The 21753-nt window shown below is 68.3% G+C and carries 24 protein-coding genes and 1 pseudogene; 14 read left to right on the top strand and 11 right to left on the bottom strand.

Annotated features, from left to right (window positions below; genetic code table 11):
* Positions 1 to 66 precede the first annotated feature (66 nt).
* The 3 genes from ABOZ73_RS02895 to ABOZ73_RS02905 all read left to right on the top strand — a co-directional run bounded on the left by ABOZ73_RS02895 (position 67) and on the right by ABOZ73_RS02905 (position 1708).
* A complete protein-coding gene (locus tag ABOZ73_RS02895; protein WP_369062474.1) occupies positions 67 to 282 on the top strand; it encodes a DUF2093 domain-containing protein in 216 nt (71 codons plus the stop codon).
* Positions 283 to 389: 107 nt separating this feature from the next.
* Positions 390 to 1106, top strand: a complete 717-nt coding sequence (locus ABOZ73_RS02900; protein WP_369060566.1) for a M23 family metallopeptidase — start codon at positions 390 to 392, stop codon at positions 1104 to 1106.
* Positions 1107 to 1195: 89 nt separating this feature from the next.
* Positions 1196 to 1708: a response regulator gene (locus tag ABOZ73_RS02905; RefSeq protein ID WP_369060567.1), complete on the top strand. Its 513-nt coding sequence runs from the start codon at positions 1196 to 1198 to the stop codon at positions 1706 to 1708.
* Here ABOZ73_RS02905 and ABOZ73_RS02910 read toward each other — a convergent pair.
* Complete coding sequence (locus ABOZ73_RS02910) at positions 1705 to 2622, bottom strand: lysophospholipid acyltransferase family protein (protein ID WP_369060569.1); 918 nt, start codon at positions 2620 to 2622, stop codon at positions 1705 to 1707. The genes ABOZ73_RS02905 and ABOZ73_RS02910 overlap by 4 nt on opposite strands.
* Positions 2623 to 2785: 163 nt before the next feature.
* Between ABOZ73_RS02910 and ABOZ73_RS02915 the strand changes: the two are divergent.
* Both ABOZ73_RS02915 and hisN read left to right on the top strand, forming a co-directional pair.
* Positions 2786 to 2998: pseudogene (locus tag ABOZ73_RS02915) on the top strand (helix-turn-helix domain-containing protein); the annotation flags it as partial.
* Between the two features lie 81 nt (positions 2999 to 3079).
* Complete coding sequence (gene hisN, locus ABOZ73_RS02920; RefSeq protein WP_369060570.1) at positions 3080 to 3898, top strand: histidinol-phosphatase; 819 nt, start codon at positions 3080 to 3082, stop codon at positions 3896 to 3898.
* On the opposite strand, the gene ABOZ73_RS02925 is transcribed toward hisN, so the two are convergent.
* From ABOZ73_RS02925 to ABOZ73_RS02940, 4 genes are all read right to left on the bottom strand, one after another.
* Positions 3895 to 4842 carry an alpha/beta fold hydrolase gene (locus tag ABOZ73_RS02925; RefSeq protein WP_369060572.1) on the bottom strand — a complete coding sequence of 316 codons (948 nt, stop codon included), beginning with the start codon at positions 4840 to 4842 and terminating at the stop codon, positions 3895 to 3897. The two genes, hisN and ABOZ73_RS02925, sit on opposite strands and share 4 nt — an antisense overlap.
* A gap of 8 nt (positions 4843 to 4850) precedes the next feature.
* A complete protein-coding gene (locus tag ABOZ73_RS02930) occupies positions 4851 to 5156 on the bottom strand; it encodes an SCP2 sterol-binding domain-containing protein (RefSeq protein ID WP_369060573.1) in 306 nt (101 codons plus the stop codon).
* A gap of 80 nt (positions 5157 to 5236) precedes the next feature.
* Complete coding sequence (locus ABOZ73_RS02935; RefSeq protein ID WP_369060574.1) at positions 5237 to 6130, bottom strand: class I SAM-dependent methyltransferase; 894 nt, start codon at positions 6128 to 6130, stop codon at positions 5237 to 5239.
* Positions 6130 to 6972: a class I SAM-dependent methyltransferase gene (locus ABOZ73_RS02940; protein ID WP_369060575.1), complete on the bottom strand. Its 843-nt coding sequence runs from the start codon at positions 6970 to 6972 to the stop codon at positions 6130 to 6132. Before ABOZ73_RS02940 ends, ABOZ73_RS02935 begins: the two co-directional genes overlap by 1 nt.
* A 225-nt stretch (positions 6973 to 7197) precedes the next feature.
* On the opposite strand from ABOZ73_RS02940, the gene ABOZ73_RS02945 reads away from it, so the two are divergent.
* On the top strand, positions 7198 to 7659 hold the full coding sequence (locus ABOZ73_RS02945) for an Hsp20 family protein (RefSeq protein WP_369060577.1): 462 nt from the start codon (positions 7198 to 7200) through the stop codon (positions 7657 to 7659).
* Between the two features lie 81 nt (positions 7660 to 7740).
* On the opposite strand, the gene ABOZ73_RS02950 is transcribed toward ABOZ73_RS02945, so the two are convergent.
* From ABOZ73_RS02950 to gpmA, 4 genes are all read right to left on the bottom strand, one after another.
* Complete coding sequence (locus tag ABOZ73_RS02950) at positions 7741 to 9075, bottom strand: pentapeptide repeat-containing protein (RefSeq protein ID WP_369060579.1); 1335 nt, start codon at positions 9073 to 9075, stop codon at positions 7741 to 7743.
* 91 nt (positions 9076 to 9166) lie between these two features.
* Positions 9167 to 10435, bottom strand: a complete 1269-nt coding sequence (locus ABOZ73_RS02955) for a pentapeptide repeat-containing protein (protein WP_369060580.1) — start codon at positions 10433 to 10435, stop codon at positions 9167 to 9169.
* Positions 10436 to 10484: 49 nt separating this feature from the next.
* Complete coding sequence (locus tag ABOZ73_RS02960) at positions 10485 to 11132, bottom strand: bifunctional diaminohydroxyphosphoribosylaminopyrimidine deaminase/5-amino-6-(5-phosphoribosylamino)uracil reductase RibD (protein WP_369060581.1); 648 nt, start codon at positions 11130 to 11132, stop codon at positions 10485 to 10487.
* A gap of 9 nt (positions 11133 to 11141) precedes the next feature.
* A complete protein-coding gene (gpmA, locus tag ABOZ73_RS02965) occupies positions 11142 to 11855 on the bottom strand; it encodes a 2,3-diphosphoglycerate-dependent phosphoglycerate mutase (RefSeq protein ID WP_369060582.1) in 714 nt (237 codons plus the stop codon).
* A gap of 114 nt (positions 11856 to 11969) precedes the next feature.
* Between gpmA and ABOZ73_RS02970 the strand changes: the two genes are divergently transcribed.
* From ABOZ73_RS02970 to ABOZ73_RS02985, 4 genes are all read left to right on the top strand, one after another.
* Positions 11970 to 12260: a hypothetical protein gene (locus ABOZ73_RS02970; protein WP_369060584.1), complete on the top strand. Its 291-nt coding sequence runs from the start codon at positions 11970 to 11972 to the stop codon at positions 12258 to 12260.
* On the top strand, positions 12257 to 13213 hold the full coding sequence (locus ABOZ73_RS02975; protein WP_369060586.1) for an SIS domain-containing protein: 957 nt from the start codon (positions 12257 to 12259) through the stop codon (positions 13211 to 13213). Before ABOZ73_RS02970 ends, ABOZ73_RS02975 begins: the two co-directional genes overlap by 4 nt.
* Positions 13213 to 13686 (top strand): GNAT family N-acetyltransferase, encoded by a 474-nt coding sequence (locus tag ABOZ73_RS02980; protein WP_369060588.1) that lies wholly within the window; start codon positions 13213 to 13215, stop codon positions 13684 to 13686. Before ABOZ73_RS02975 ends, ABOZ73_RS02980 begins: the two co-directional genes overlap by 1 nt.
* Positions 13687 to 13796: 110 nt before the next feature.
* Entirely contained in the window at positions 13797 to 15296 is a 1500-nt protein-coding gene (locus ABOZ73_RS02985) for a phosphomannomutase/phosphoglucomutase (protein WP_369060589.1), read from the top strand.
* Positions 15297 to 15368: 72 nt separating this feature from the next.
* Here the strand turns inward: ABOZ73_RS02985 and ABOZ73_RS02990 are convergent, their stop codons facing one another.
* Positions 15369 to 15524 (bottom strand): hypothetical protein, encoded by a 156-nt coding sequence (locus ABOZ73_RS02990; protein ID WP_369060590.1) that lies wholly within the window; start codon positions 15522 to 15524, stop codon positions 15369 to 15371.
* 195 nt (positions 15525 to 15719) lie between these two features.
* On the opposite strand from ABOZ73_RS02990, the gene ABOZ73_RS02995 reads away from it, so the two are divergent.
* The 3 genes from ABOZ73_RS02995 to ABOZ73_RS03005 are packed head-to-tail and all read left to right on the top strand — an operon-like array spanning position 15720 to position 18317.
* Positions 15720 to 16385, top strand: coding sequence for a DUF969 domain-containing protein (locus ABOZ73_RS02995; RefSeq protein ID WP_369060591.1), 666 nt, complete (start codon positions 15720 to 15722; stop codon positions 16383 to 16385).
* Positions 16382 to 17344, top strand: coding sequence for a DUF979 domain-containing protein (locus ABOZ73_RS03000; RefSeq protein WP_369060593.1), 963 nt, complete (start codon positions 16382 to 16384; stop codon positions 17342 to 17344). The genes ABOZ73_RS02995 and ABOZ73_RS03000 overlap by 4 nt, the downstream gene beginning before the upstream one ends.
* Positions 17316 to 18317 (top strand): DUF2891 domain-containing protein, encoded by a 1002-nt coding sequence (locus ABOZ73_RS03005; RefSeq protein ID WP_369060594.1) that lies wholly within the window; start codon positions 17316 to 17318, stop codon positions 18315 to 18317. The genes ABOZ73_RS03000 and ABOZ73_RS03005 overlap by 29 nt, the downstream gene beginning before the upstream one ends.
* A gap of 105 nt (positions 18318 to 18422) precedes the next feature.
* Here the strand turns inward: ABOZ73_RS03005 and glmM are convergent, their stop codons facing one another.
* Positions 18423 to 19778, bottom strand: coding sequence for a phosphoglucosamine mutase (gene glmM, locus ABOZ73_RS03010; protein WP_369060596.1), 1356 nt, complete (start codon positions 19776 to 19778; stop codon positions 18423 to 18425).
* A 141-nt stretch (positions 19779 to 19919) separates the two neighbouring features.
* On the opposite strand from glmM, the gene glmS reads away from it, so the two are divergent.
* Positions 19920 to 21740, top strand: a complete 1821-nt coding sequence (gene glmS / locus ABOZ73_RS03015) for a glutamine--fructose-6-phosphate transaminase (isomerizing) (protein ID WP_369060598.1) — start codon at positions 19920 to 19922, stop codon at positions 21738 to 21740.
* The last annotated feature ends 13 nt before the right edge of the window (positions 21741 to 21753 follow it).

Here is a 21753-nt window from a genome sequence, read left to right on the forward strand (position 1 = left end):
ACGGCGGCGATGAAACGCAGGGCAAGAACCTGTTCTTGGGCCGCCGGATGCCTTAAATAGATGACCATGAACGCTTACGATCGCCAGATGGGCTCCGACGCCGCCGTGCTGCACTTCGGTGATGGCGAATTCGCCATCATCAAGCCGGGCCGCTACGTGGTCTGCGCCGTCAGCGGCAAAAAGATCCCCCTTCAGGCCCTGCGCTACTGGAGCCCGGAGCTTCAGGAAGCCTATGCCGGCCCGTCCGAAGCGCTGAAGCGCTGGCAGGAAACCCGCTCCTGAACCGTCGCGGCCTGCTGGCCGGCGCGCTCGCCCTCGCGGGGACGCCGGTCTTCGCCGCCGCACCGCCCCTCGCCCTCATCGGCCGCCCGCGTCAGGGCGGCTATCTGATGGGCCAGACCGCCCCCCGCGCAATCGTCAGCCTGGACGGGGTCGAGGTCGCCAAAGCCTCCCGCGCCGGCCGCTTCTTCATCGGCTTCGACCGCGACGCGCCCTCCGACGCCTTGCTGAGCGTCCGCCAGGGCGACGAGACCATCACCCACCGCATCGCCGTCTCGCCCGGCGACTTCGACATTCAGCGCATCGACGGCCTGCCCGCCGATCAGGTGTCGCCCCAGAACCCCGCCCTGCTGGCCCGCATCGCCGAAGAGGCCAGGCGCAAGGCCGTGGGCTTCGCCAGCCTCAACGACGATGACGGCTTCCATGAGGGCTTCCTGCCGCCCCTGCCGAACTGGCGGCTGTCGGGACGCTTCGGCGGCCAGCGGATCCTGAACGGCCAGCCCAACCGTCCGCACTACGGCGCCGATCTGGCCGGGCCCGTCGGCACGCCGGTCATGGCGCCCGCCCCCGGTCTGATCAGCTTCGCCGAGACCGGACTGCACTTCGAAGGGGGCCTGATCCTGATCGACCACGGCCAGGGGGTGGTCAGCGCCTACCTGCATCTGTCGCGCATCGACGTGCGGGCCGGCCAGCGGGTCCGCTCCGGTCAGGTCATCGCCGCTGTCGGCCAGGAAGGCCGCGCCACCGGACCCCATCTGTGCTGGAGATTGAAGTGGCGGGGGCGAAATCTGGACCCCATGCTCCTGCTACGAAACGTCTCATTGTGAGGCCGCCGAAAACAAGCTTCACCACCAGCGCTTTCTATTTGCGGTAGCACGCGCTATCCGCCCCTTGAGTAACGTGGGGATGTGAGTCGATGTCCGCCGACCTCTCGGCGCTGCGCCTTCTTCTGGTTGATGACAACCAGCACATGCGGTCGATTGTCCGGCAGCTGTTCAAGGGCGTCGGACTGCACGACATCAAGGAAGCGTCCAATGGCGCGGAGGCTCTGCAGATCCTGCGGAGCTGGACCCCTGACTTCGCCATCGTCGACTACCAGATGGAGCCCCTGGACGGCGTGCAGTTCGCCGAACTGGTCCGCAAGTCGCCCGACAGCAAGGTCCCCTACTTGCCGATCATCATGCTGACCGCCTATGCCGACAAACGGCGGGTGTTCGAGGCGCGCGACGCCGGCGTCAACGAGGTGGTGGTCAAGCCGATCACCGCCAGCCAGCTGTTCAGCCGCATGAACGCGGTGATCTACCGGCCTCGCCCCTTCGTGCGGGTGCCCGAGGACGGCTATTTCGGGCCGGAGCGCCGACGGATCAGCGATCCCAACTATGACGGCCCCAAACGCCGGGCCGAGGAACAGCCCCCGTTGGAGATCTAGGCCTTCAGACTGTCATACGCCTCGGCCGACCAGCGCTTGTGCACCCAGAACCATTCGTGCGGCCGCTTGCGGATCTGCGCCTCGACCATGTCGTTGATGCGCCGCACGCCCGTCTCGATGTCAGCCGTGCGGTCGTCGGTATGCTCCAGGACGATGGGGTCATGCACCACCGCCTTGAACCGCGCGCCACGCGTGCGCTCCACCGTCATCGGCTGCAGCACCGTGCCAAACCGCAGGGCCAGGCGCGTCGGCCCCGGCGCCGTGTGGGCCAGGTGGCCGAAGAACGGCGCGGCGACGCCGCCGTTGAACTTCTGGTCGTTCATCAGCGCCACCGACTGACCGGTCTTCAGCGCCGCCAGCAGCTCCTTGGCCCCGTCCCCGCCCTTGGGCGCGAACAGGCGCACGCCATAGCGGAAGCGGCTCTTGCGGATGCGCGCGTCGACATAGGGGTTGTTGGCCGCGCGATAGGTGATCTGGCAATCGACGCCCGACTGAACGATGGCCGCGGGCATCACCTCCCAGTTGGAGAAGTGACCGCTGATGAACACCACCGGCTCGCGCTTCTCGGCGATCTGGGCCAGGCGCTCGGCGTTCTTGATCTCCACCCGGTCCGGGGACAGAATGATGCGGTCCATGATCGGGAACTCGGCGAAGGTCCGCCCCACCTCGTCCCATTGCTTCTTCAGAATGTCCGCCCGCCAGGCGTCGTCCTTGTCCGGGAACGCCAGGCGCAGGTTGCGATCCGCCGTCTTGTGCGCCCCGGTCAGCGGACCCAGCGTGCGGGTCAGCGCCCCGCCGAAGGCGGACGCCCAGTCCACGGGAAGCAGACGCATCGCGCCGGTGAAGACGTCGAAGGCCAGGGCCTCCAGCCTCCAGGCCAGGTCCTGCGCGAAACTGGGACGGGTCTCAGACATCCGCATTGTCTAGGCCGCTTTCGCGTCGCCGGGCAACGTTCTTAGGCGGCGCGCATGGCGTGCTCGATATGTCGTCAAGGCGGCACATCCCTTGCGGTAAAGGCGGTCGGGCGTACCGATTCGGGACGCCCGGGGATCAACAGCTAGGGACTGTTCCATGCCCATGAGCACCGATATCGACCTGCACCTGGGCAAACGCCTGCGCAGCCGCCGCCGCATCCTGGGCCTGACCCAGCAGCAACTAGCGGGCGCCTGCGGGGTGCGCTTCCAGCAGATCCAGAAGTACGAATGCGGCGCCAACCGCATCTCGGCGGCCCGCCTGTGGCGGATCTCCGAGGCGCTGCAAGTGCCTGTCGGCTACTTCTATGACGGCCTGGAACAGCAACATCCGATGGCCGTCGCGGCTTAACGGCCGCGCGTCCTTCCATGGCGGCGCGGCATCGGATAAGCCGAGGCCATGCTGCCCGCTGATCGTCTCGCCGACCTCGACGCCTTCCTCATCGCGCTGAACCGCGCCTCCGGAGAGGCCATCCTGCCGCTGTTCCGCGCCGACCACGGCCTGGAGGACAAGGGCAAGGCCGGCGCCTTCGATCCCGTCACCGAGGCCGATCGCGGCGCGGAGGCGGTGATCCGCAAGCTGATCACCCAGCACTATCCCGAACACGGCGTCATCGGCGAGGAATACGGCGAGGATCGCCCCGACGCCGAGTTCGTCTGGGTCCTCGACCCCATCGACGGCACCCGGGCCTTCATCTCCGGCCTGCCGCTGTGGACCACCCTGATCGCCCTGCGCTGGAACGGCGCGCCGGTGCTGGGCTCCGTGGGCCAACCCTATCTGGACGAGATCTTCATCGGCTCCGCCGCCGGCTCGCGCCTGATGTCGCGCGATCAGACCCAGGCCCTGCACGTCCGCGCCTGTCCCGAAATGGCGCAGGCGGTGATCTCCACCACCGACCCGCAGGCCTGCTTCGACAGCCCCGAGCGGGCCGTGTGGGACGACGTGCGCGGCGTTACGCGCCTGGCCCGCCTGGGCTGCGACGCCTACGCCTACGCCATGGTCGCCATGGGCAAGATGGACATGGTCATCGAGGCGGGCCTGAAGGCATGGGATGTCGAGGCGGCCATTCCCCTGATCGCCGGGGCCGGCGGCGTGACCACCGACTGGCGCGGCGACGAGATCGGCAAGAACGGCGGCCAGATGCTGATCGTCGGCGACAAGGCCCTGTTGGACCCGACGCTCGAGCTGCTCGCGCCGGCGGCCAAAGCCCAGCCCTAAAGGGCGGCCGCCAACGCGTCGAACTCCCGCCAGAAGACCGCGCGCTTGTCGTCCGTCTCCATCAGGATCTCGTGGTAGCTGCCAGCGACCTCGATGAACTTCCCCTTGGGCAGACGGCCGGCCACCATCCGGGCGTCAGGATTCCAGACCAGCTTCTCCTCGCCGGCCGACAGGATGACGACCGGGATCGTCACCTTCTCCAGCCGCCCCGGCGCCCGCATCCAGGCGAAGGCCGACAGGGCGAAATCCACCCAGCCCCAGGTCACCCCGCCCAGGTCCAGGTCGGGATTGGCGGCCAGTTGCGTCATCCACGCATCGTAGCGGCCCTTGTCATGGGTCAGGACCTGTTCCTCGAACGCGGCGGCCCCGCCGCCGCCCTTGCCGGCGGCTTCCGACATATAGACGCCCCCCCGCCCGATCAGCGTCTGCACGGACGCCATGGCCCGTCCCATCCAGAACGGACGCCCGCCCAGCGGCAGGCCCAGCATGGGCGCCGACAGGATGGCGCCGCTGAACCGCGTCTCGCCCCGCGTCAGGGCCAGCATGGTCAGGCACCCGCCCATGGAATGCGCCATGGCGATCCACGGCTTGGGCAGGCGGCTTTCGAACTGCGCCAGCAGGGCCTGGTAGTCGATCATGAAGTCGGCGTGGCCGGCCGCGTGGCCCTTCAGCCGATCCGGCAGCAGGCGCTGCGACAGCCCCTGCCCGCGCCAGTCATGGGCCAGCACGGTGAAGCCGCGCCCGGTCAGGTCGCGGATGACTTCGTAGTATTTCTCGATCGGCTCGGTGCGGCCGCCAGACAGCACGACCGAACCCTTCGGCGAACCCGTCGCCGGAAACAGAGCGGCGCGAAGGGTCGCCCCCTTCGCGCCGGTGAACCATTCGGCCTGCCCCCCTGCGGGGACAGGCGCCTCGGCGATATCGAGCAGAGGCGCCGGCCGCATCAAGGCGATCAGGCCTTGCTGAACAGGGCCTGCAGCTTGGGCTGCAGCGACATGGCCAGACCCATGTCCGACAGCTTCAGGCGGCCGCTCATGAACGCCATGGTGGCGTCCAGCTGCCCCTGGCTCATGGCGATCAGGTCCGCCAGGCTGAGGGTCATGGTCAGATCGGCCGGCTTGTCCTCGTTGCTGACTTCGCCGCCGTCGATGTGGATGAAACCGTCGCCCTTCAGGTCGAATTTCAGGCTCTTGCCGAGACCCGAGTCATCGCCCACGGCGCCTTTGATCTTGTCGGTGACTTCCTGCAGCGTGGCCATGCGACGCGCTCCCTCTAGTTGAATTGGCGGCCACCTTGGCCGGTGATCGACGACAAGTAAACAACGCTCAGACGTTGACGCTACGACGGTTTGACGAATTTCAGCGTCATGCGGTCGCTTTCGCCGATGGCGTCGTACTTGCTGTGGTCGAAGCCCGCCTCGGCCGGCTCGCCACGTGGCGCGGACAGCCGCGTCGGCGGCAGGGTCCACACGCCGAAGGGATGGTTGCGGGTGTCCTTGGAGTTGGCGTTGATCTCGCTGGCCTCGGCCAGGGTGAAGCCCGCCTCCTTGGCCAGCTGCATGACATAGGCCTGCTGGACATAGCCGTCGGCGGCCAGCGCTTCCTGCACCCCGCCCGGATCGGCGCGGTGTTCCTCGATCCCCAGCACACCACCGGGCTTCAAGGCGGCGAAGGCGTCGCGGAACGCCTTCTCGGCCACGCCCGCCGCCATCCAGTTGTGGATGTTGCGCAGGAACAGCACCAGGTCGGCGCTGCCCGCCGGGGCCACCGGCCCGCTGGTCGGGCCGAAGGCGGTGACCTCGACCTTGCCATAGACGCGCGGACGCGCCGCCAGCTTGTTGCGGAATGCCTGGACGATCTCGCCCGCCGTCGGGTCGTTGGGATTGTCGGTCTGCAGGTGCGCGGCGTAGAGCCGCCCGCCCGTGCTGTTCAGGTACGGACCCAGGATGTCGGTGTACCAACCGGCTCCAGGCCAGAATTCGACGACGGTGATCCCCGGCCGCAGCCCCCAGAACTCCAGGCTCTGGCGCGGATGACGCCAGGAATCACGCGCCTTGTCGGCTTGTGGGCGCCAGTCGCCGGCGATGGCGTCGGCCAAGGCGTCGGACGCCTTGGCCTTGGCGGGCGCGGAAGGCGCCGGCGCCTCATCCGCCTTTTTTCCGCAGCCGGCGAGGATGAACCCCGCCGAACCGAGCAGAAGACCGCGTCGCGACCAGTCGCCCTTCACCGCCATCAGGCCGGCTTCTTGAAGCGCAGGGTCATGCGGTCGCTTTCGCCGATGGCGTCATACTTGGCGCGATCGAAGTCGGCCGCCGGCTGCTGGCCGGCCGCCGCGCTCTGGCGAACGGGCGGCAGGGTCCAGACGCCGAAGGGGTGATCCTTGGTGTCCTTCGGGTTGGCGTTGATCTCCGACTGGCCGTCCAGCTTGAAGCCGGCCTTCTCGGCCAGGGCGATCACGGTGGCGGTGGACAGGTAGCCGTCCGTGCCGCCGCCGGCCTGCGGCTTCGGGTCGGCGCGGTGATCCTCGACGGCCAGCAGGCCGCCCGGCTTCAGCACGGCGAAGAAGTCGGCGAAGATCTTGTCGGCGACGCCGGCGGCGGTCCAGTTGTGGACGTTGCGGGCCGTCAGCACCAGGTCGGCCGAGTTCGGCGCGCCCAGCGGCTTGGACACGGCGCCGAAGTTCACGAATTTGATCGCACCCCACTTGGCCTGGTCGGCGTACTTGGCTTCGAAGTCGGCGCGGGCCTTGCGGGCGCCTTCCGAGACCTTGGGGTTCTCCAGATCGGTCACGCCAGCGATGTACTGGCCGCCGGTCGCCTTGGCGTAGGGGGCCAGGATCTCCAGCCAGTAGCCGCCGCCTGGCGACACTTCGATCACCGTCTGCTTGGGCTTCAGGCCCCAGAACGTCAGGCTATCGGCCGGATGGCGGTGAATGTCGCGGGCCACGTTGTTGGCGGCGCGGTTCGGGCTGGCCACGGCGGCGGTCAGGGCCGCATCGGCGGCGAAGGCGGTCGGGGCCGCCATGAGGGCCGCGGCGGCGAAGCCGGCGGCGATGGCGAGGCGTCGGGTGGTCATCGGAGAGCTCCTGGGTGTTTGTCGTTGGAGCGGAGCCTTACGGGCGAAGCGTGACCGATCAAGGGCCAATCTTGCGCATTCGCCCCTTGAAGCGATTTCGAGCGATCCTAACTCATACCCGAAGGCGCCGATGTCGGGCCTTCACGGACTTGCAGGCGGGGCCGATCCCGGGCCGCCGAGAAGTCCGCCAACCGCAACCTTGCTTATGCAAAGAAGGATGTGACCATGCGTACGATCGACCTTTCCCCCCTGTACCGCTCTGTCGTTGGTTTCGACCGCCTGGCCGCGCTGCTTGACGCCGCCGCCACCAACGAAGCCGCCAGCGGTTACCCGCCCTACAACATCGAGCGCACCGACGAGAACGCCTACCGCATCGAGATCGCGGTCGCCGGCTTCAAGTCGGAAGAGCTGAACATCGAGGTCAAGGAAAACCTCCTGACCGTCCAGGGCCGCAAGACGGCCAACGATGAAGCCAAGCGCTACCTCCACCGCGGCCTGGCCGAGCGTAACTTCGACCGCAAGTTCCAGCTCGCCGACTATGTGGTGGTCACCGACGCCCAGCTTCGCGACGGCCTGCTGTCCATCTCGCTGAAGCGCGAACTGCCGGAATCGCTGAAGCCGCGCCGTATCGAGATCTCGACGGCCGCGACCGAGGCTCCGCTGATCGAAGGCGAAAAGGCCGCCTGAGCGGCCTGACACCAGCAAGCCAGGCGTCCCCCGGCCTGGCTTGAACAATGGGAAGGCGGCGCAGCGATGCGCCGCCTTTTCCTATTCCAGGGCGCTCTCGGCCTCGGCGGCCGGCGCGTCCTTGGACGGCAGCGGGCCGAACTCGTCGTGGGTCGGCTCGCCCTGCGGCGGCTCGAAGCCCTGCACCTGGCGAAAATCCACGTCCTTGATGCTGACCCCGTCCATCACCGCCGCGGTCAGGTCCGCCCCGCGCATGTCGGCGTCGTCCAGCACGGCGGCGGTCAGGTTGGCGGTCTGTGCGTAGACATAGCGCAGCTTCGCGCCCGTCACGTCGGTAGGGATCTCGCGACCGCCCAGCGGCAGCGGTCCCAGGTAAGCGCCGCGCAGATCGGCCTTGGTCAGGTCCGCCCGCATCAGCTTGGCGCCGCGCAGGTCCGCCCCGCGCAGGTTCGCCGCCCGCAGGTCCGCCCCTTCCAGCTTCGCCCCCTGAAGGTGCGCGCCGGACAGGTCCAGCCCCGTCATGATCGCGCCCTTGGCGCTCATCGCCGTCAGGCGCATGCCCTTCAGCGCCGCGCCCAGAGGACGCAGGTCCTCGTTGTCCAGCTTGGCGGCCGCGCCTTCCTTGCCGCCGGTCTTGCACCAGGCCTGATTGCCCTGGGCCCGCTCCAGCAGTTCCGGCGCCTTCTCGATCGCCTCGGGGGTCGGCTCGCGGAGCACCTGCTCCATGCGCGCGCCCTGGACGCTCGCCTTGTGCAGGTTCGCGCCCACCAGCACCGCCCCGGCGAAGTTGGCGTTATCCAGGTTGGCGCCGCTCATGTCGGCGTTCTCCATCAGGGCGCCGCTGAAATTGGCGTCCTTCAGGTTGGCGCCGATCAACTTGGCCCCGACCAGCGAGCAGTCGGTGAAGTCCGCGGCGAAGGCCGAGACGCCGCTCAGCTCCGCGTGGTTCAGGATGGCGCCCGTGAAGTTCGCCTGATCCACCTCGCCCGGCCGCTCCTCGTGGCGGGAGATGTCCAGGCCGTTCTTCTCACCCGGTATCGCGACCTTGCCTTCGCGGAAATCCGCGCCCGTCAGGTCCGCCTGGGCCAGGTTCGCCCCGCGCAGGCACACGCCGCGCAGGTCCGCCTTGACCATCACCGCCTGGCGCAGGTCGGCCATGCGCAGGTCGCAGCCGAACAGGTCGGCGCGTTCCAGACGGGTGCGGATCAGCCGGCAGCCCTCCAGGACGGAAGCGGACAGGTCGGCTTCCGAAAGGTTGCGCCCGGAAAGGTTCAGCCCGCCCAGATGAACAAAGCGCAGCGACGCTCGACGCCCGCCCGGCTTGCGCTGCAGATATCGCTCATGGGACCCGACGATGAGGTCGAGCTCGGCCTGGGACAACCGGCGGCGGCCGGCGAGTTTCGCTTGGGCGGACAAGGGCTTGCTTCCGGCTCATAACGATAAGTGTCGCTACTTATCGCGCCGAAGCCCCACCGAACCGTTAAAGGTCCGACCTTGTGGAACCAGGTCATATAAACCCGTCCAAGCCGCGCGCGCCTTGGCGGATCACCTCGGTCAGGTCGATGTCCTTGAGCATGGCGTTGGTGAAGTTGGCGCGCGAGATGTCCGCACCGCGCAGGATCGCCTGACGCAGATCGGCCCGCGCCAGGTCAGCATTCTTCAGCACCGCTTCCGACAGGTCGGACGGCAGCACCCGGTCCTTGCCGATCAGCAGCGGACCCAGTTGGGCGTCGCGCATGTCGGCTTCCGACAGCTTGGCCCCGTTCAGCTTGGCGCCGCGCAGGTCGGCCCGACGCAGATTGCAAGACCGCAGATCGGCCCCCTGAAGCTGCGCGCCCTGAAGCTGCACGCCTTCCATGTCCAGGCCGTAGAACACCGCCCCCTTGGCGCTCAGGGCCGTAAGGTTAAAGCCCTTGATCGAGCCCAGGCTCCGCAGGTCGGCCTTGTCGAACAGCGACGGCTTGCCCTCGGCCCCGCCCGTTTCGCACCACTTGGCGTGATCGCGGACCATCTGCGGATAGGGCGAGCTGTGGTCGTCCTTGATCTCCTTGGGGTCCGTCAGGACCCCCTGGAGGTTGGCGTCGATGGTGTTCCAGGCGAAGGTCTTGGCGCCCACCATGATGGCGTCGCGCAGATCCGCCCCGCGCAGGTCCGCGCCCGACAGATCGGCCCCCGCCAGATTGCAGCCGCTCAGCGAGGCCTGTTTCAGGTTGGCCCGGACCAGCTTGGCGTCCTTCAGCACCGCGTCGGTGAAGTCGGCCCGGATGGCCATGATGCCCGACAGGCGCGAGCGCTCCAGGTTGGCGCCCACCAGGTTGGTGCTCTGGGCCTGGGTCGACAACCCGCCCCGCTGGGTGTGCTCCATGACGCGATAGCCTTCCTTGCGGTCGGCGGCGGCGATGGCTCCCTCGCGCAGGTCGGCCTCGAACATGTCCGCGCCCGTCAGGTTCGCGCCCCGCAGGCAGGCGCCGCGCATGTCCGCACGACGCAGGGAGGCCTCGATCAGGTCGGCTTCGGTCATGTCCGCGCCGAACAGCACGGCGTTGTCCAGCCGCGCCCCGCCCATGCGGATCTGGTGCATGATCGCGCCGGAAAAGTCCGCGTCGCACAGGTTGCGGCCGCGCAGGTCCAGGCCTGACAGATCGGTGAAGCTGAACACGGCGCGCGCGCCGCCCATGCGAGCCGACCACAACCGATCATGCTTGGCGCAGATCAGATCGACTTCCTGCTGCGTTAGCCGCCGATGCGTGACACCGGGCGCCGGCGACGCGACCATGGGTTCTCCAGCCCTTCCTGAATTAGGCCTGGAGCTTCACCTGATACGATTAACGCAAGCTTTCCAACGGCTTCGACAATAGTCCCGCCGCGTGCAGCCGCTGGGCGGTTTCGCCCCCTTCCGGGGTCCACAGCCGCGTATGGCCAAGATCGGCGTAGCGGGTCAGGGCCGCCTCCAGCCCCTCGTTCCCGGAAAGCTCGAACAGGGCCTCGTAACCTTCCGGGCCGGACGCGCCCTCCACCAGCGGCTTGCCGGTCTTCAGCTTGTGAACGAAGCCGGCGCACAGAACGAACGCCTCCTCGGCCAGCAAGCCGGTCTCCACCTGCAGCCCCGCCTCGCGCAGACGATGCGTGCCCTGGCCGGAAGCAAAGGGCGACGGGTCCTCGCAGGCGATGACCACCCGCTTCACCCCGGCCGCGACCAGATGCTGCGAACAGGACAGCGCCCCGCTGGTCCGCGCGCCGCACGGCTCCAGGGTGACATAGGCGGTGGCGCCGGGGGCCGAACCGCCCAGGGCCGCGACCGCCTGCTCCTCGGCATGGGGTCGGCCGCCGACGCTGGTGGCGGCCTCGGCCAGCACGGTCTCGCCGTCGGCGATCACGCAGCCGACCACCGGATTGGGCCAGGTTCTGCCCAGATTGCCCCGGGCGACCCCGATCGCCCGGCGCATGTGCTGGATGTCGAGTTCGTTCGACATCCCTAGACCTCAGCCGGCCGAAGGCAGCGGCTGGGCGCGGGTCTCGTCCAGATAGCGCGCGGCGGTCGGCTTCAAGTCGCCGTCCAGCTCGATCAGCAGCGGGTTTCCGGTGGGGATCTCCACGCCGACGATCTTGTCGTCCGGCACGTTGAACAGGTGCTTGACGATGGCCCGCAGGGAATTGCCGTGGGCGGCGATCAGCAGGGTCTCGCCCGCCTTCAGCTTCGGCGCGATCTCGGCGTCCCAATAGGGCAGCACGCGCTCCAGCGTGGTCTTCAGGCTTTCCGTCACCGGCACGGCGTGGCCGGCATAGCGCGGATCGGCCGCGAAGTCGTACTCGCCGCCCGGCGCCAGATCCGGCGGCGGGATGTCGTACGACCGGCGCCAGATGGTCACCTGCTCCTCGCCGTGCTTCTCGGCGGTCTCGGCCTTGTTCAGGCCGGTCAGCCCGCCGTAGTGGCGCTCGTTCAGGCGCCAGTCCTTGATCACCGGCGTGTCGGACTGGCCGGCGGCGGCCAGGGCCAGGTCGTTGGTGCGCTGGGCGCGGGTCAGGACCGAGGTGTAGGCGCGGTCGAACTTCAGGCCGGCGGCCTTGATCAGCTCCCCGCCCTTGGTCGCCTGGGCTTCGCCCTCGGCGGTCAGGTCCACATCCACCCAACCGGTGAAGCGGTTTTCCAGGTTCCACTGGCTTTGGCCGTGGCGAAGCAGGACGAGCGCGGGCATCGGACCTCCAAATGTTGTCGCTGGTCGGGCTAAGGGTTGCGGGGTCCAGCGTCAAGCACGCCCTCCCCCTGCGCGACGCGCGTGCTATAGGACCGATCCGCGCAAGGATTCTTCATGTCTGACCGCATCGTCCTGCCTGCCCTGGCCCTCCTCGCCGCCGCACTGATCGGTCTGGCGCTGGTCTGGCCGCAGGGGCTCGGCGACCGATCACCCGGCTCGTTCGGCTCGCAACCCGTGCAACAGCGCCCGGAAGTACAAGCCGCCATTCAGCGCGAGGAGGCCGCCGCCGCCCGCCGCGCCCAGCAGGAGCAGAAGGAGCAGCGCATCCCCGCGCCAATTCCCAGCGCCCCGCGCGACCCTGTTCCCCCGGCTGAGCCGCCCGTCCTGCGGGAGGAGACCCCGTGAGCGAATTCGACGCCGCCGCCGTCGGCCGACGTGTCCTGAAGATCGAGGCCGAGGGCCTGGCCGCCCTGGCCGCCAGCCTCGACAAGCCTTTCGTCAAGGCGGTCGAGACCCTGTTCAAGGCCAAGGGCAAGATCGTCTGCACCGGCGTGGGCAAGAGCGGCCACGTGGCGCGCAAGATCGCCGCCACCCTGGCCTCCACCGGCTCACCCGCCATGTTCGTCCACGCCGCCGAGGCCAGCCACGGCGACCTGGGCATGATCGGCAAGGGCGACGTGATCCTGGCCCTGTCCAAGTCGGGCGAGGCGCGCGAGCTGTCGGACATGCTGGCCTACGGCGCCCGCTTCGGCATCCCGATCATCGCCATCACCGCCAACGCCGACAGCCAGCTGGGCCGCGCCGCGGACATCCCGCTGCTGCTGCCGGACTCGGCCGAGGCGACGGCCGAGGTCAACGCCCCGACCACCTCCACCACCCAGCAGATGGCTCTGGGCGACGCCCTGGCCGTGGCCCTGCTGGAGCGGCGCGGCTTCACCGCCGCCGACTTCCGCATCTTCCACCCCGGCGGCAAGCTGGGCGCCATGCTGCGCACGGTGTCGGACCTGATGCACAAGGACGGCGAACTTCCGCTGGTCCCATCCACCAAGACCATGGCCCAGGCCCTGCTGGTCATGACGGAAAAGCGCTTCGGCTGCGTCGGCGTCACCTCGCCCGACGGCCGCCTGGCTGGCCTGATCACCGACGGCGACCTGCGCCGTCACATGGACGGCCTGATGACCCACAGCGCCGGCGAGGTCATGACCCCCTCCCCGCTGACCATCGCCCCCGGCGCCCTGGCGGCCGAGGCGCTGAAGCTGATGAACGACCGCCGCATCACCGTGCTGTTCGTGGTCGAGGCCAAGCGCCCCGTCGGCATCCTGCACATCCATGACCTGCTGCGGGCCGGCGTGATCTGATGGCCCACAGACCGCTCGGTCGCGGCGAGACGGCTGTCCTGGCCCTCAACAACGCCAACAAGGTCGCGACGTCGCTGCTGAACCAAGCCGAGCTGGACGCGATGGCGGCCAACGCCTGGCGCGCCTGGGTGATCGGCGACGCGGACGCGGTGATGATCGCCTTCGACCAGGACGGCGACTACGACAGCCCCAACTTCCTGTGGTTCCGCGACCGCTACGAGCGCTTCGTCTATATCGACCGCGTGATCATGGCCGAGCGCGCCCGGGGAATGGGTTTGGGTCGCGCCCTATACGAAGCCGCCATGAGCGAGATGCGGCGGGATGGGCACAACCTGTTCTGCTGCGAGGTCAATTCCGACCCGCCCAATCCGGGCTCGGACGCCTTCCACCTGGCTCTGGGCTTCGAAGAGGTCGGCGTCGCCCGTCTCGAGGATCGCTCGAAAAGCGTGCGCTACCTCGCTCGCCGGGTGTGACGGAACAAGCGTCATCAAAAGTCATTACGCCCGCGGGGCGAACTGGCTCGCGACATCGCCCGCCACGCTCTACAACGTCGCACACCACCATTATGCATCGCTGAGGTCCCATGTTCTCCAAGCCCCGCGCCGATCTGGTCGCCAACACCGCCGCCTATGAGAACGAAGCCCTGGTGAAGGCCACCGGCTTCCGGGAGTACGACGCGCGCTGGCTGTTCGGCCCCGAGATCAACCTGCTGGGCATCCAGGCCCTGGGCCTGGGCCTGGGCACCTATATCCAGGAGCTGGGCCAGAAGCGCATCGTGGTCGGCCACGACTTCCGCTCCTACTCCCTGTCGATCAAGCAGGCCCTGACCCTGGGCCTGCTGTCGGCCGGCTGCGAGGTCCTGGACATCGGCCTGGCCGTATCGCCGATGGCCTATTTCGCCCAGTTCGACCTCGACGTCCCGTGCGTCGCCATGGTCACCGCCAGCCACAACGAGAACGGCTGGACCGGCGTGAAGATGGGCGCCCAGAAGCCCCTGACCTTCGGCCCGGACGAGATGGGCCGCCTGAAGGACATCGTCCTGAACGGCCAGTTCGTGGAACGTGAAGGCGGCAAGCTGACCCGCATCGACGGCGTGGCCGAGCGCTACATCGCTGACGCCGCCAGCCGCGTGAAGGTCACCCGTCCGCTGAAGGTCATCGCCGCCTGCGGCAACGGCACCGCCGGCGCCTTCGCCCCCGAGGCGCTGAAGCGCATGGGCGTCGAGGTGATCCCGATGGACGCCGAGCTGGACTTCACCTTCCCCCGCTACAACCCCAACCCCGAAGACCACGAAATGCTGATGGAGATGGCCAAAGCCGTCCGTGAGCATGGCGCCGACCTGGCCTTCGGCTTCGACGGCGACGGCGACCGCTGCGGCGTGGTGGACGACGAGGGCGAGGAGATCTTCGCCGACAAGATCGGCCTGATGCTGGCCCGCGACCTGGCCCCGCTGCACAAGGGCGCGACCTTCATCGTGGACGTGAAGTCGACCGGCCTCTACGCCACCGACCCGATCCTGGAAGAGAACGGCTGCACCACCGTCTACTGGAAGACCGGCCACAGCTACATCAAGCGCAAGACGGCCGAGCTGAACGCCCTGGCCGGCTTCGAAAAGAGCGGCCACTTCTTCCTGGCTGGCGAACTGGGCCGCGGCTACGACGACGGCCTGATCGCCGCCGCCGCCATCCTGGCGATGCTGGAACGCAACCCGGACAAGAAACTGTCGGACCTCAAGAAGGCCCTGCCGGTCGCCTACACCTCGCTGACCATGTCGCCCAAGTGCGCCGACGAGGTGAAGTACAAGATCGTCGAGGACGTGGTGAAGGAATACGAGGAGCTCGGTAAGTCGGGCGGCTCGATCCTGGGCCGCAAGATCAAGGACGTGATCACCGTCAACGGCGTGCGCGTCGCGCTGGAAGACGGCTCGTGGGTCCTGGTCCGCGCCAGCTCCAACAAACCGGAACTGGTGGTCGTGGTCGAAAGCACCCAGTCGGAAGACGACATGCGCGACCTGTTCCACAAGGAAGTGAAGCCGCGCCTGGCCAAGCGCTCGGAAGTCGGCAAGTACAACCAGGAAATCTGACGCGCTCCGCGCAGTCAGTCGGACGGGCGGCTTCGGCCGCCCGTTTTTCGTTTCAGGGACAGCGCGTCGCTTCTAGCCGGCCCAGCCGAACCAGCGGGAGACGGCCAGATAGGCCGCGACCCAGAAGACGCCGCAAAGAACGCTCACCACGAACAGGCAGCTGATGGCGTAACGGCCATTGCTGCGAACCGCCGGCTCCCGGCCGGCGGCGGCGAGGTGTCGCCGCATGTTTCGCTCCCAATCTTTTTGCGCCTGACCGATCGAGCGGCCAGATCGATTCGATGCTGACAGGTTGGTGAAAACCCGCAAGGGGTCTGGACGATTTAGTGAAGTTTCCACGACAGGCGGGCGCGGCGGGCCGTTCTGGCGCTTGCCCTGCCCCCGGCATCCCCTAGTGTCCCCTGCGTCGCATAAGGGGTGTCCATGCTGACCTTGTTGGGTATCGCGGTCGTGGTCGTGGGCTTCGTCGCCCGGATCAATCCGCTCTTGGTGGTGATCGCCGCCGCCTTGGTCACCGGCCTGGCCGGCGGCATGGGACCGCTGGAGGTCGTCGCCCTCTTCGGCAAGGCGTTCAAGGAGAACCGCTACGTCTCCCTGCTGTGGCTAGTCCTGCCGGCCATCGGCCTGCTGGAGCGCTACGGCCTTCAGGAGCGGGCCAAGGCCCTGATCGGGGACCTGAAGGCCGCCACCACCGGCCGCATCCTGCTGCTCTACTTCGCCATCCGCCAGATCACCTCGGCGCTGGGCCTGACCTCGCTTGGCGGCCACCCGCAGATGGTCCGCCCCCTGGTCGCCCCCATGGCCGAAGCCGCCGCCGAGACCCACGGCCATACCGACGACGAGACCCGCCAGAAGGTGCGCGCCATGTCCGCCGCCACCGACAACATCGGCCTGTTCTTCGGCGAGGACATCTTCATCGCCATCGGCTCGATCCTGCTGATGGTCGGCTTCCTGCAGCAGAACGGCATCGTGGTGGAGCCGCTTCACCTGTCGGTGTGGGCCATTCCCACCGCCATCGTCGCCTTGATCGTCCACGGGATCCGACTGGTGCTGTTCGACCGCAAGCTGAAGCGCGGAGCCGCCAAATGATCGGCCTCGAAGTCCTCTACGCCATCGCCGGGACCATGTTCGCGGTGATCGCGGCGCTCAGCGCCTTCGACCACGGCAACGCCAAGCGCTGGAAGAACGCCGCCTTCTGGGGCCTGTTCGCCGCCTGCTTCCTGTTCGGCAGTCACCTGCCCGATCTCGCCAATGGCGGGATCGTCATCGCCATGGTGCTGGTGGCCGGCTTCGGCGGCCTGGGTCAGGGCAAGGCCGACACCACCAGCATCGAGCAGCGCCGCGAAAGCGCCGCCGTCCACCGCAACCGCCTGTTCCTCTGCGCCCTGATCATCCCCGCCGTCGCCCTGGCCGGGACCATGATCTTCAAGACCCTGACCTTCGGCGGGTTGCATCCGGTCGATCCCAAGCAGGCGACCCTGGTGTCGCTGGTGCTGGGCATCATCCTGTCCCTGGCGGTCGCCATGCCCATGCTGCGCGCCCGCCCGGCCGAGCCGCTGCAGGAAGGCCGCCGTCTGTTCGACCAGGTGGGCTGGGCCCTGCTGCTGCCGCAGATGTTGGCGGCCCTGGGCGCGGTGTTCGCCGCCGCCGGCGTGGGCGAGGCGGTCGGCGCCCTGACCACCGCCTGGCTGCCGGACGGCTCGCGCCTGGCCGCCGTGGTCACCTACACGCTCGGCATGGCCCTGTTCACGATGATCATGGGCAACGCCTTCGCCGCCTTCCCGGTGATGACCGCCGGGGTCGGCCTGCCGCTGATCGTCCTGAAGTTCGGCGGCGATCCGGCGATCATGTGCGCCATCGGCATGCTGTCGGGCTTCTGCGGCACGCTGATGACCCCCATGGCCGCCAACTTCAACCTTGTCCCCGCCGCCCTGCTGGAGCTGAAGGACAAGAACGGGGTCATCAAGGCCCAGGTCCCTACCGCCCTCATCCTGCTCTTCGCCAACACAGTGTTGATGTATGTCCTCCTCTTCGTCTTCCGTTTCTGAGGCCGTCGCCTCCAAGTTCGCCGCCATCGCCCTGGGTCACGTCACCCGGCCATGGCCCTACAAGGCCGACCATGTGATGGACGGCGAGGCCGACGTGGTCGCGCCGCGCGTCCTGCATCCGATCTTCTTCGGCAGTTTCGACTGGCACTCCTGCGTCCACGGCTACTGGACCCTGGCGACCCTGCTGCGCCTGCATCCGGACATCCCGCAAGCCCCGGCCATCCGCGCCCTGTTCGACGACGCCTTCACCGCCGCCAAGGTCGAGACCGAGCGCGCCTATCTCGACCGCCCGCTCAGCCGCGGGTTCGAGCGGCCCTATGGCTGGGCCTGGCTGCTGATGCTCGCGGCGGAGCTGGATCGCCACGACGCACCCTGGGGCGCCGCGCTGAAGCCGCTGGCCCTGGCGTTCGCGGATCGGTTCAAGGCCTTCCTGCCCAAGGCGACCTACCCCATCCGGGTCGGCACCCACTTCAACACCGCCTTCGCCCTGACCCTGACCCTGGAATGGGCGCAAGCGAACGACCACGCCCTCGCCGCCCTCTGCCGCGACACCGCCCAGGGCTGGTACGGCCAGGACGCCGACTGCCAGGCCTGGGAGCCCAGCGGCGACGAGTTCCTGTCCTCGGCCCTTATGGAGGCCGAATGCATGCGCCGCATCCTGTCGGCGAAGGCGTTCAAGACCTGGTTCGCCGCCTTCCTGCCGCGCGTGGCCCAGCAGCAGCCGGCCACCCTGTTCACTCCCGCGTTCATCAGCGACCGCAGCGACGGCAAGATCGCCCACCTGGACGGCCTGAACCTGTCACGCGCCTGGTGCTGGCGCGGGATCGCCAAGACCCTGGACGGTGATGCGAAAACCGCCGCGCTGGAAGCCGCCGACCGCCACATGACCGACGCCCTGCCCCACGTGGCCGGCGACTACATGGGCGAGCACTGGCTGGCCACATTCGCCTTGCTGGCGATGTTGGCGGAGTAGTGCGTCCTTCGAGACGGCCTTCGGCCTCCTCAGGATGACGGATTCAGAGGCACTCTAACCTCGTCATGCTGAGGAGCGCGCAGCGCGTCTCGAAGCACGCAGGGCCTAGGCCGCCGCCGCCTTCACCGCGCCGGCGATCTCCTTCACCAGCTTGTTGACCAGCTTCTCGTCGTCGCCCTCGGCCATGACGCGGATCAGGGGTTCGGTGCCGCTCGCGCGCACGAGCACGCGGCCGGAGCCGGTCAGCTTGCCCTCGGCGTCGGCGATCGCCGCCTTGACCTTGTCGTGTTCCAGCGGCTTGGCGCCGGCGGCGAAGCGGACATTCTCCAGCTTCTGCGGCACGGGCTCGAACTGGCGGGCCAGCTTGCTCATCGGCTCGCCGCTGTCGACCAGCACGGCCAGCACCTGCAGGGCCGCGATCAGGCCGTCGCCCGTGGTCGAAAAGTCCGACAGGATGACGTGGCCCGACTGTTCGCCGCCCAGGTTGAAGCCGCCCTCGCGCATGCGCGCCATGACGTAGCGGTCGCCCACGCCCGTGCGCTCCAGCTTCAGGCCCTTGGACGCCATCAGGCGTTCCAGCCCCAGGTTCGACATCACCGTGGCCACTACGCCGCCGCCCTTCAGCAGGCCGCGCTTGGCGTAGGCGCAGGCGATGATCGCCATGATCTGGTCGCCGTCGACCACCAGGCCGTTCTCGTCGCAGATCACCAGCCGGTCGGCGTCGCCGTCCAGGGCGATGCCGATGTCGGCGCGGTATTCCTTCACCGCCTTGGCCATGGCCGCCGGGTGGGTCGAGCCGCAGTCGGCGTTGATGTTCACCCCGTCAGGATCGATGCCCACCGGGATCACCTCGGCGCCCAGCTCGTACAGCACCGTCGGCGCGACCTTGTAGGCGGCGCCGTTGGCCCCATCGATCACTACCCGCAGGCCGGCCAGGTTCATATGGCGCGGGAAGGTCGCCTTGACGATCTCCACATAGCGGGCCTGGGCGTCGTCGATGCGTTTCACGCGGCCCAGGGCGGCCGGCGTCGCCAGGCCTTCCTGCAGGCCCTCGTCCATATAGGACTTGATCTCGGCTTCCTGGGCGTCCGACAGCTTGTAGCCGTCGGGCCCGAACAGCTTGATGCCATTGTCGGCGAAGTTGTTGTGGCTGGCGCTGATCATCACGCCCAGGTCGGCCCGCATGGAGCGGGTCATCATCGCCACCGCCGGGGTCGGCAGCGGGCCGAACAGGCGCACGTCCATGCCCACGCTGGTGAAGCCCGCCACCAGGGCCGGCTCGATCATGTAGCCCGACAGGCGGGTGTCCTTACCGATCACCACCAGGTGCCGGCGGTCGTCACGCGAGCGGAACAGCTTGCCGGCCGCCAGGCCCACCCGCAGCGCCACCTCGGCGGTCATGGGGTGCTGGTTGGCCTGACCGCGAATGCCGTCGGTGCCGAAGTAGGAGCGCTTGGCCATAGGTCGGAGACTTGTGCGAAACGAAGCGAAATGCAGATTTATGCGGGCGATGGAGAACCGGGTGATAAAGCCCAGCTCCAAGCCTGCGTCGCGGCAGGATTAAACCCGTCCGCGGCTTTCGACAAAGGATCAAAGCGTTCCATGTGCGGCATCATCGGTATCGTCGGCAAGGCCCCTGTCGCCGAGCGTCTCGTCGAGAGCCTCAAGCGCCTGGAGTATCGGGGCTATGACAGCGCCGGCGTCGCCGCCCAGGTGAACGGCGTGCTGGAGCGCCGCCGCGCGCCCGGCAAGCTGCGCGAGCTGGAGTCCGTCCTGGCCGCCGATCCGCTGGTCGCCCAGACCGGCATCGGCCACACCCGCTGGGCCACCCACGGCGCCCCGACCGAGCGCAACGCCCACCCGCACATCGCCGGCCGCGTCGCCGTGGTCCACAACGGCATCATCGAGAACTTCGCCGAGCTGAAGGCAGAGCTTCAGGCCAAGGGCCGCGAGTTCTCCAGTGATACCGACACCGAGGTCGTCGCCCACCTGATCGACCAGAACCTGATCGAGGGCAAAGACCCCCTCGCCGCCTTCAAGGCCACGCTCGACCGCCTGTCCGGCGCCTACGCCCTGTGCGTTCTGATCATGGGCGAGAGCGAGATGATCTTCGGCGCCCGCAACGGCCCGCCCCTGGTGGTCGGCTATGGCGACGGCGAGATGTTCATCGGCTCCGACGCCCTGGCCGTCGGCCCCTTCACCAACCGCGTGCTCTATCTGGAGGACGGCGATTACGCCGCCGTGGACCACGCCAGCGCCCGCGTCTTCGACCACAGCGGCGCGGAAGTCAGCCGCCCGGTTAAGGTCGTCGCCTCCTCCGTCGCCCTCATGGAGAAGGGCAACTACCGCCACTTCATGGAGAAGGAGATCCACGACCAGCCGGAGGGGTGCCAACGCACCATCGCCGCCTATGTGGATCCCATCGGCGCCCGCACCGCCGTCCCCGGCGACATCGACTGGGCGAACCTGGAGCGTATCCAGATCGTCGCCTGCGGCACCTCCTACATCGCCGGCGTCATCGGCAAGTACCTGATCGAGAAGTACGCCGACCTGCCGGTGGACGTGGAGATCGCCTCGGAGTTCCGCTACCGCGAGCCGTCGATCCGTCCCACCGCCCTGGCCATCGCCATGAGCCAGTCGGGCGAGACCGCCGACACCCTGGCCGCCCTGCGCTACTGCCAGGCCCGGGGGATGAAGAGCGCCGCCGTGGTCAACGCCACGGAATCCACCATGGCCCGCGAGGTCGACGTGGTCTGGCCGATCCACTGCGGCCCGGAGATCGGCGTCGCCTCGACCAAGGCCTTCACCGCCCAGGTCAGCGTCCTGACCGCCATCGCGGTCGCCGCCGCCCGCGCCCGCAACCGCATCGACGCGGCGGAGGAGGAGCGCCTGGTGAAGGTGCTGCTGGAAGCCCCGCGCCTGATCGCTGAATCCATCCAGCTGGAAGACGCGGTCCGCACCGTGGCGTCCGAGATCGCCAAGGCCCGCGACGTCCTATATCTCGGCCGCGGCCCGATGTCGGCCCTGGCCCTGGAAGGCGCGCTGAAGCTCAAGGAAATCAGCTACATCCACGCCGAAGGTTACGCCGCCGGCGAGCTGAAGCACGGCCCCATCGCCCTGGTCGACGACAAGACCCCGATCATCATCCTGGCTCCCTTCGACAGCTATTTCGAGAAGTCGGCCTCGAACATGAGCGAAGTCATGGCCCGCGGCGGCCAGGTGGTGTTCATCACCGATCCGGAGGGCGCCAAGCACGCTCCCGCCGGCGCCCGGGTGGTCATGACCGCTCCGCCCTGCGACCCGCTGATCGCCCCGCTGGTCATGTCGGCGCCGATCCAGCTGCTGGCCTATCATGTCGCCGTCCAGAAGGGCGCGGACGTGGACCAGCCTCGCAACCTCGCCAAGTCGGTGACGGTGGAATAGCGCATTCGCCGCA

It is taken from the genome of Caulobacter sp. 73W (assembly GCF_041021955.1).
GTDB lineage: Bacteria > Pseudomonadota > Alphaproteobacteria > Caulobacterales > Caulobacteraceae > Caulobacter.

Bases quoted from the DNA above. Each gene is read 5' to 3' on its own strand.
- gpmA (WP_369060582.1), bottom strand. From the start codon at position 11,855: ATGCCCGCGCTCGTCCTGCTTCGCCACGGCCAAAGCCAGTGGAACCTG.
- ABOZ73_RS02990 (WP_369060590.1), bottom strand. From the start codon at position 15,524: ATGCGGCGACACCTCGCCGCCGCCGGCCGGGAGCCGGCGGTTCGCAGC.
- ABOZ73_RS02960 (WP_369060581.1), bottom strand. From the start codon at position 11,132: ATGTCGAACGAACTCGACATCCAGCACATGCGCCGGGCGATCGGGGTC.
- ABOZ73_RS02955 (WP_369060580.1), bottom strand. From the start codon at position 10,435: ATGGTCGCGTCGCCGGCGCCCGGTGTCACGCATCGGCGGCTAACGCAG.
- ABOZ73_RS02895 (WP_369062474.1), top strand. From the start codon at position 67: ATGAACGCTTACGATCGCCAGATGGGCTCCGACGCCGCCGTGCTGCAC.
- ABOZ73_RS02910 (WP_369060569.1), bottom strand. From the start codon at position 2,622: ATGTCTGAGACCCGTCCCAGTTTCGCGCAGGACCTGGCCTGGAGGCTG.
- glmM (WP_369060596.1), bottom strand. From the start codon at position 19,778: ATGGCCAAGCGCTCCTACTTCGGCACCGACGGCATTCGCGGTCAGGCC.
- ABOZ73_RS02995 (WP_369060591.1), top strand. From the start codon at position 15,720: ATGCTGACCTTGTTGGGTATCGCGGTCGTGGTCGTGGGCTTCGTCGCC.
- ABOZ73_RS02900 (WP_369060566.1), top strand. From the start codon at position 390: ATGGGCCAGACCGCCCCCCGCGCAATCGTCAGCCTGGACGGGGTCGAG.
- ABOZ73_RS02945 (WP_369060577.1), top strand. From the start codon at position 7,198: ATGCGTACGATCGACCTTTCCCCCCTGTACCGCTCTGTCGTTGGTTTC.
- ABOZ73_RS03005 (WP_369060594.1), top strand. From the start codon at position 17,316: ATGTCCTCCTCTTCGTCTTCCGTTTCTGAGGCCGTCGCCTCCAAGTTC.
- ABOZ73_RS02930 (WP_369060573.1), bottom strand. From the start codon at position 5,156: ATGGCCACGCTGCAGGAAGTCACCGACAAGATCAAAGGCGCCGTGGGC.
- glmS (WP_369060598.1), top strand. From the start codon at position 19,920: ATGTGCGGCATCATCGGTATCGTCGGCAAGGCCCCTGTCGCCGAGCGT.
- ABOZ73_RS02980 (WP_369060588.1), top strand. From the start codon at position 13,213: ATGGCCCACAGACCGCTCGGTCGCGGCGAGACGGCTGTCCTGGCCCTC.
- ABOZ73_RS02985 (WP_369060589.1), top strand. From the start codon at position 13,797: ATGTTCTCCAAGCCCCGCGCCGATCTGGTCGCCAACACCGCCGCCTAT.
- ABOZ73_RS02970 (WP_369060584.1), top strand. From the start codon at position 11,970: ATGTCTGACCGCATCGTCCTGCCTGCCCTGGCCCTCCTCGCCGCCGCA.
- ABOZ73_RS02925 (WP_369060572.1), bottom strand. From the start codon at position 4,842: ATGCGGCCGGCGCCTCTGCTCGATATCGCCGAGGCGCCTGTCCCCGCA.
- ABOZ73_RS03000 (WP_369060593.1), top strand. From the start codon at position 16,382: ATGATCGGCCTCGAAGTCCTCTACGCCATCGCCGGGACCATGTTCGCG.
- hisN (WP_369060570.1), top strand. From the start codon at position 3,080: ATGCTGCCCGCTGATCGTCTCGCCGACCTCGACGCCTTCCTCATCGCG.
- ABOZ73_RS02940 (WP_369060575.1), bottom strand. From the start codon at position 6,972: ATGACCACCCGACGCCTCGCCATCGCCGCCGGCTTCGCCGCCGCGGCC.
- ABOZ73_RS02935 (WP_369060574.1), bottom strand. From the start codon at position 6,130: ATGGCGGTGAAGGGCGACTGGTCGCGACGCGGTCTTCTGCTCGGTTCG.
- ABOZ73_RS02905 (WP_369060567.1), top strand. From the start codon at position 1,196: ATGTCCGCCGACCTCTCGGCGCTGCGCCTTCTTCTGGTTGATGACAAC.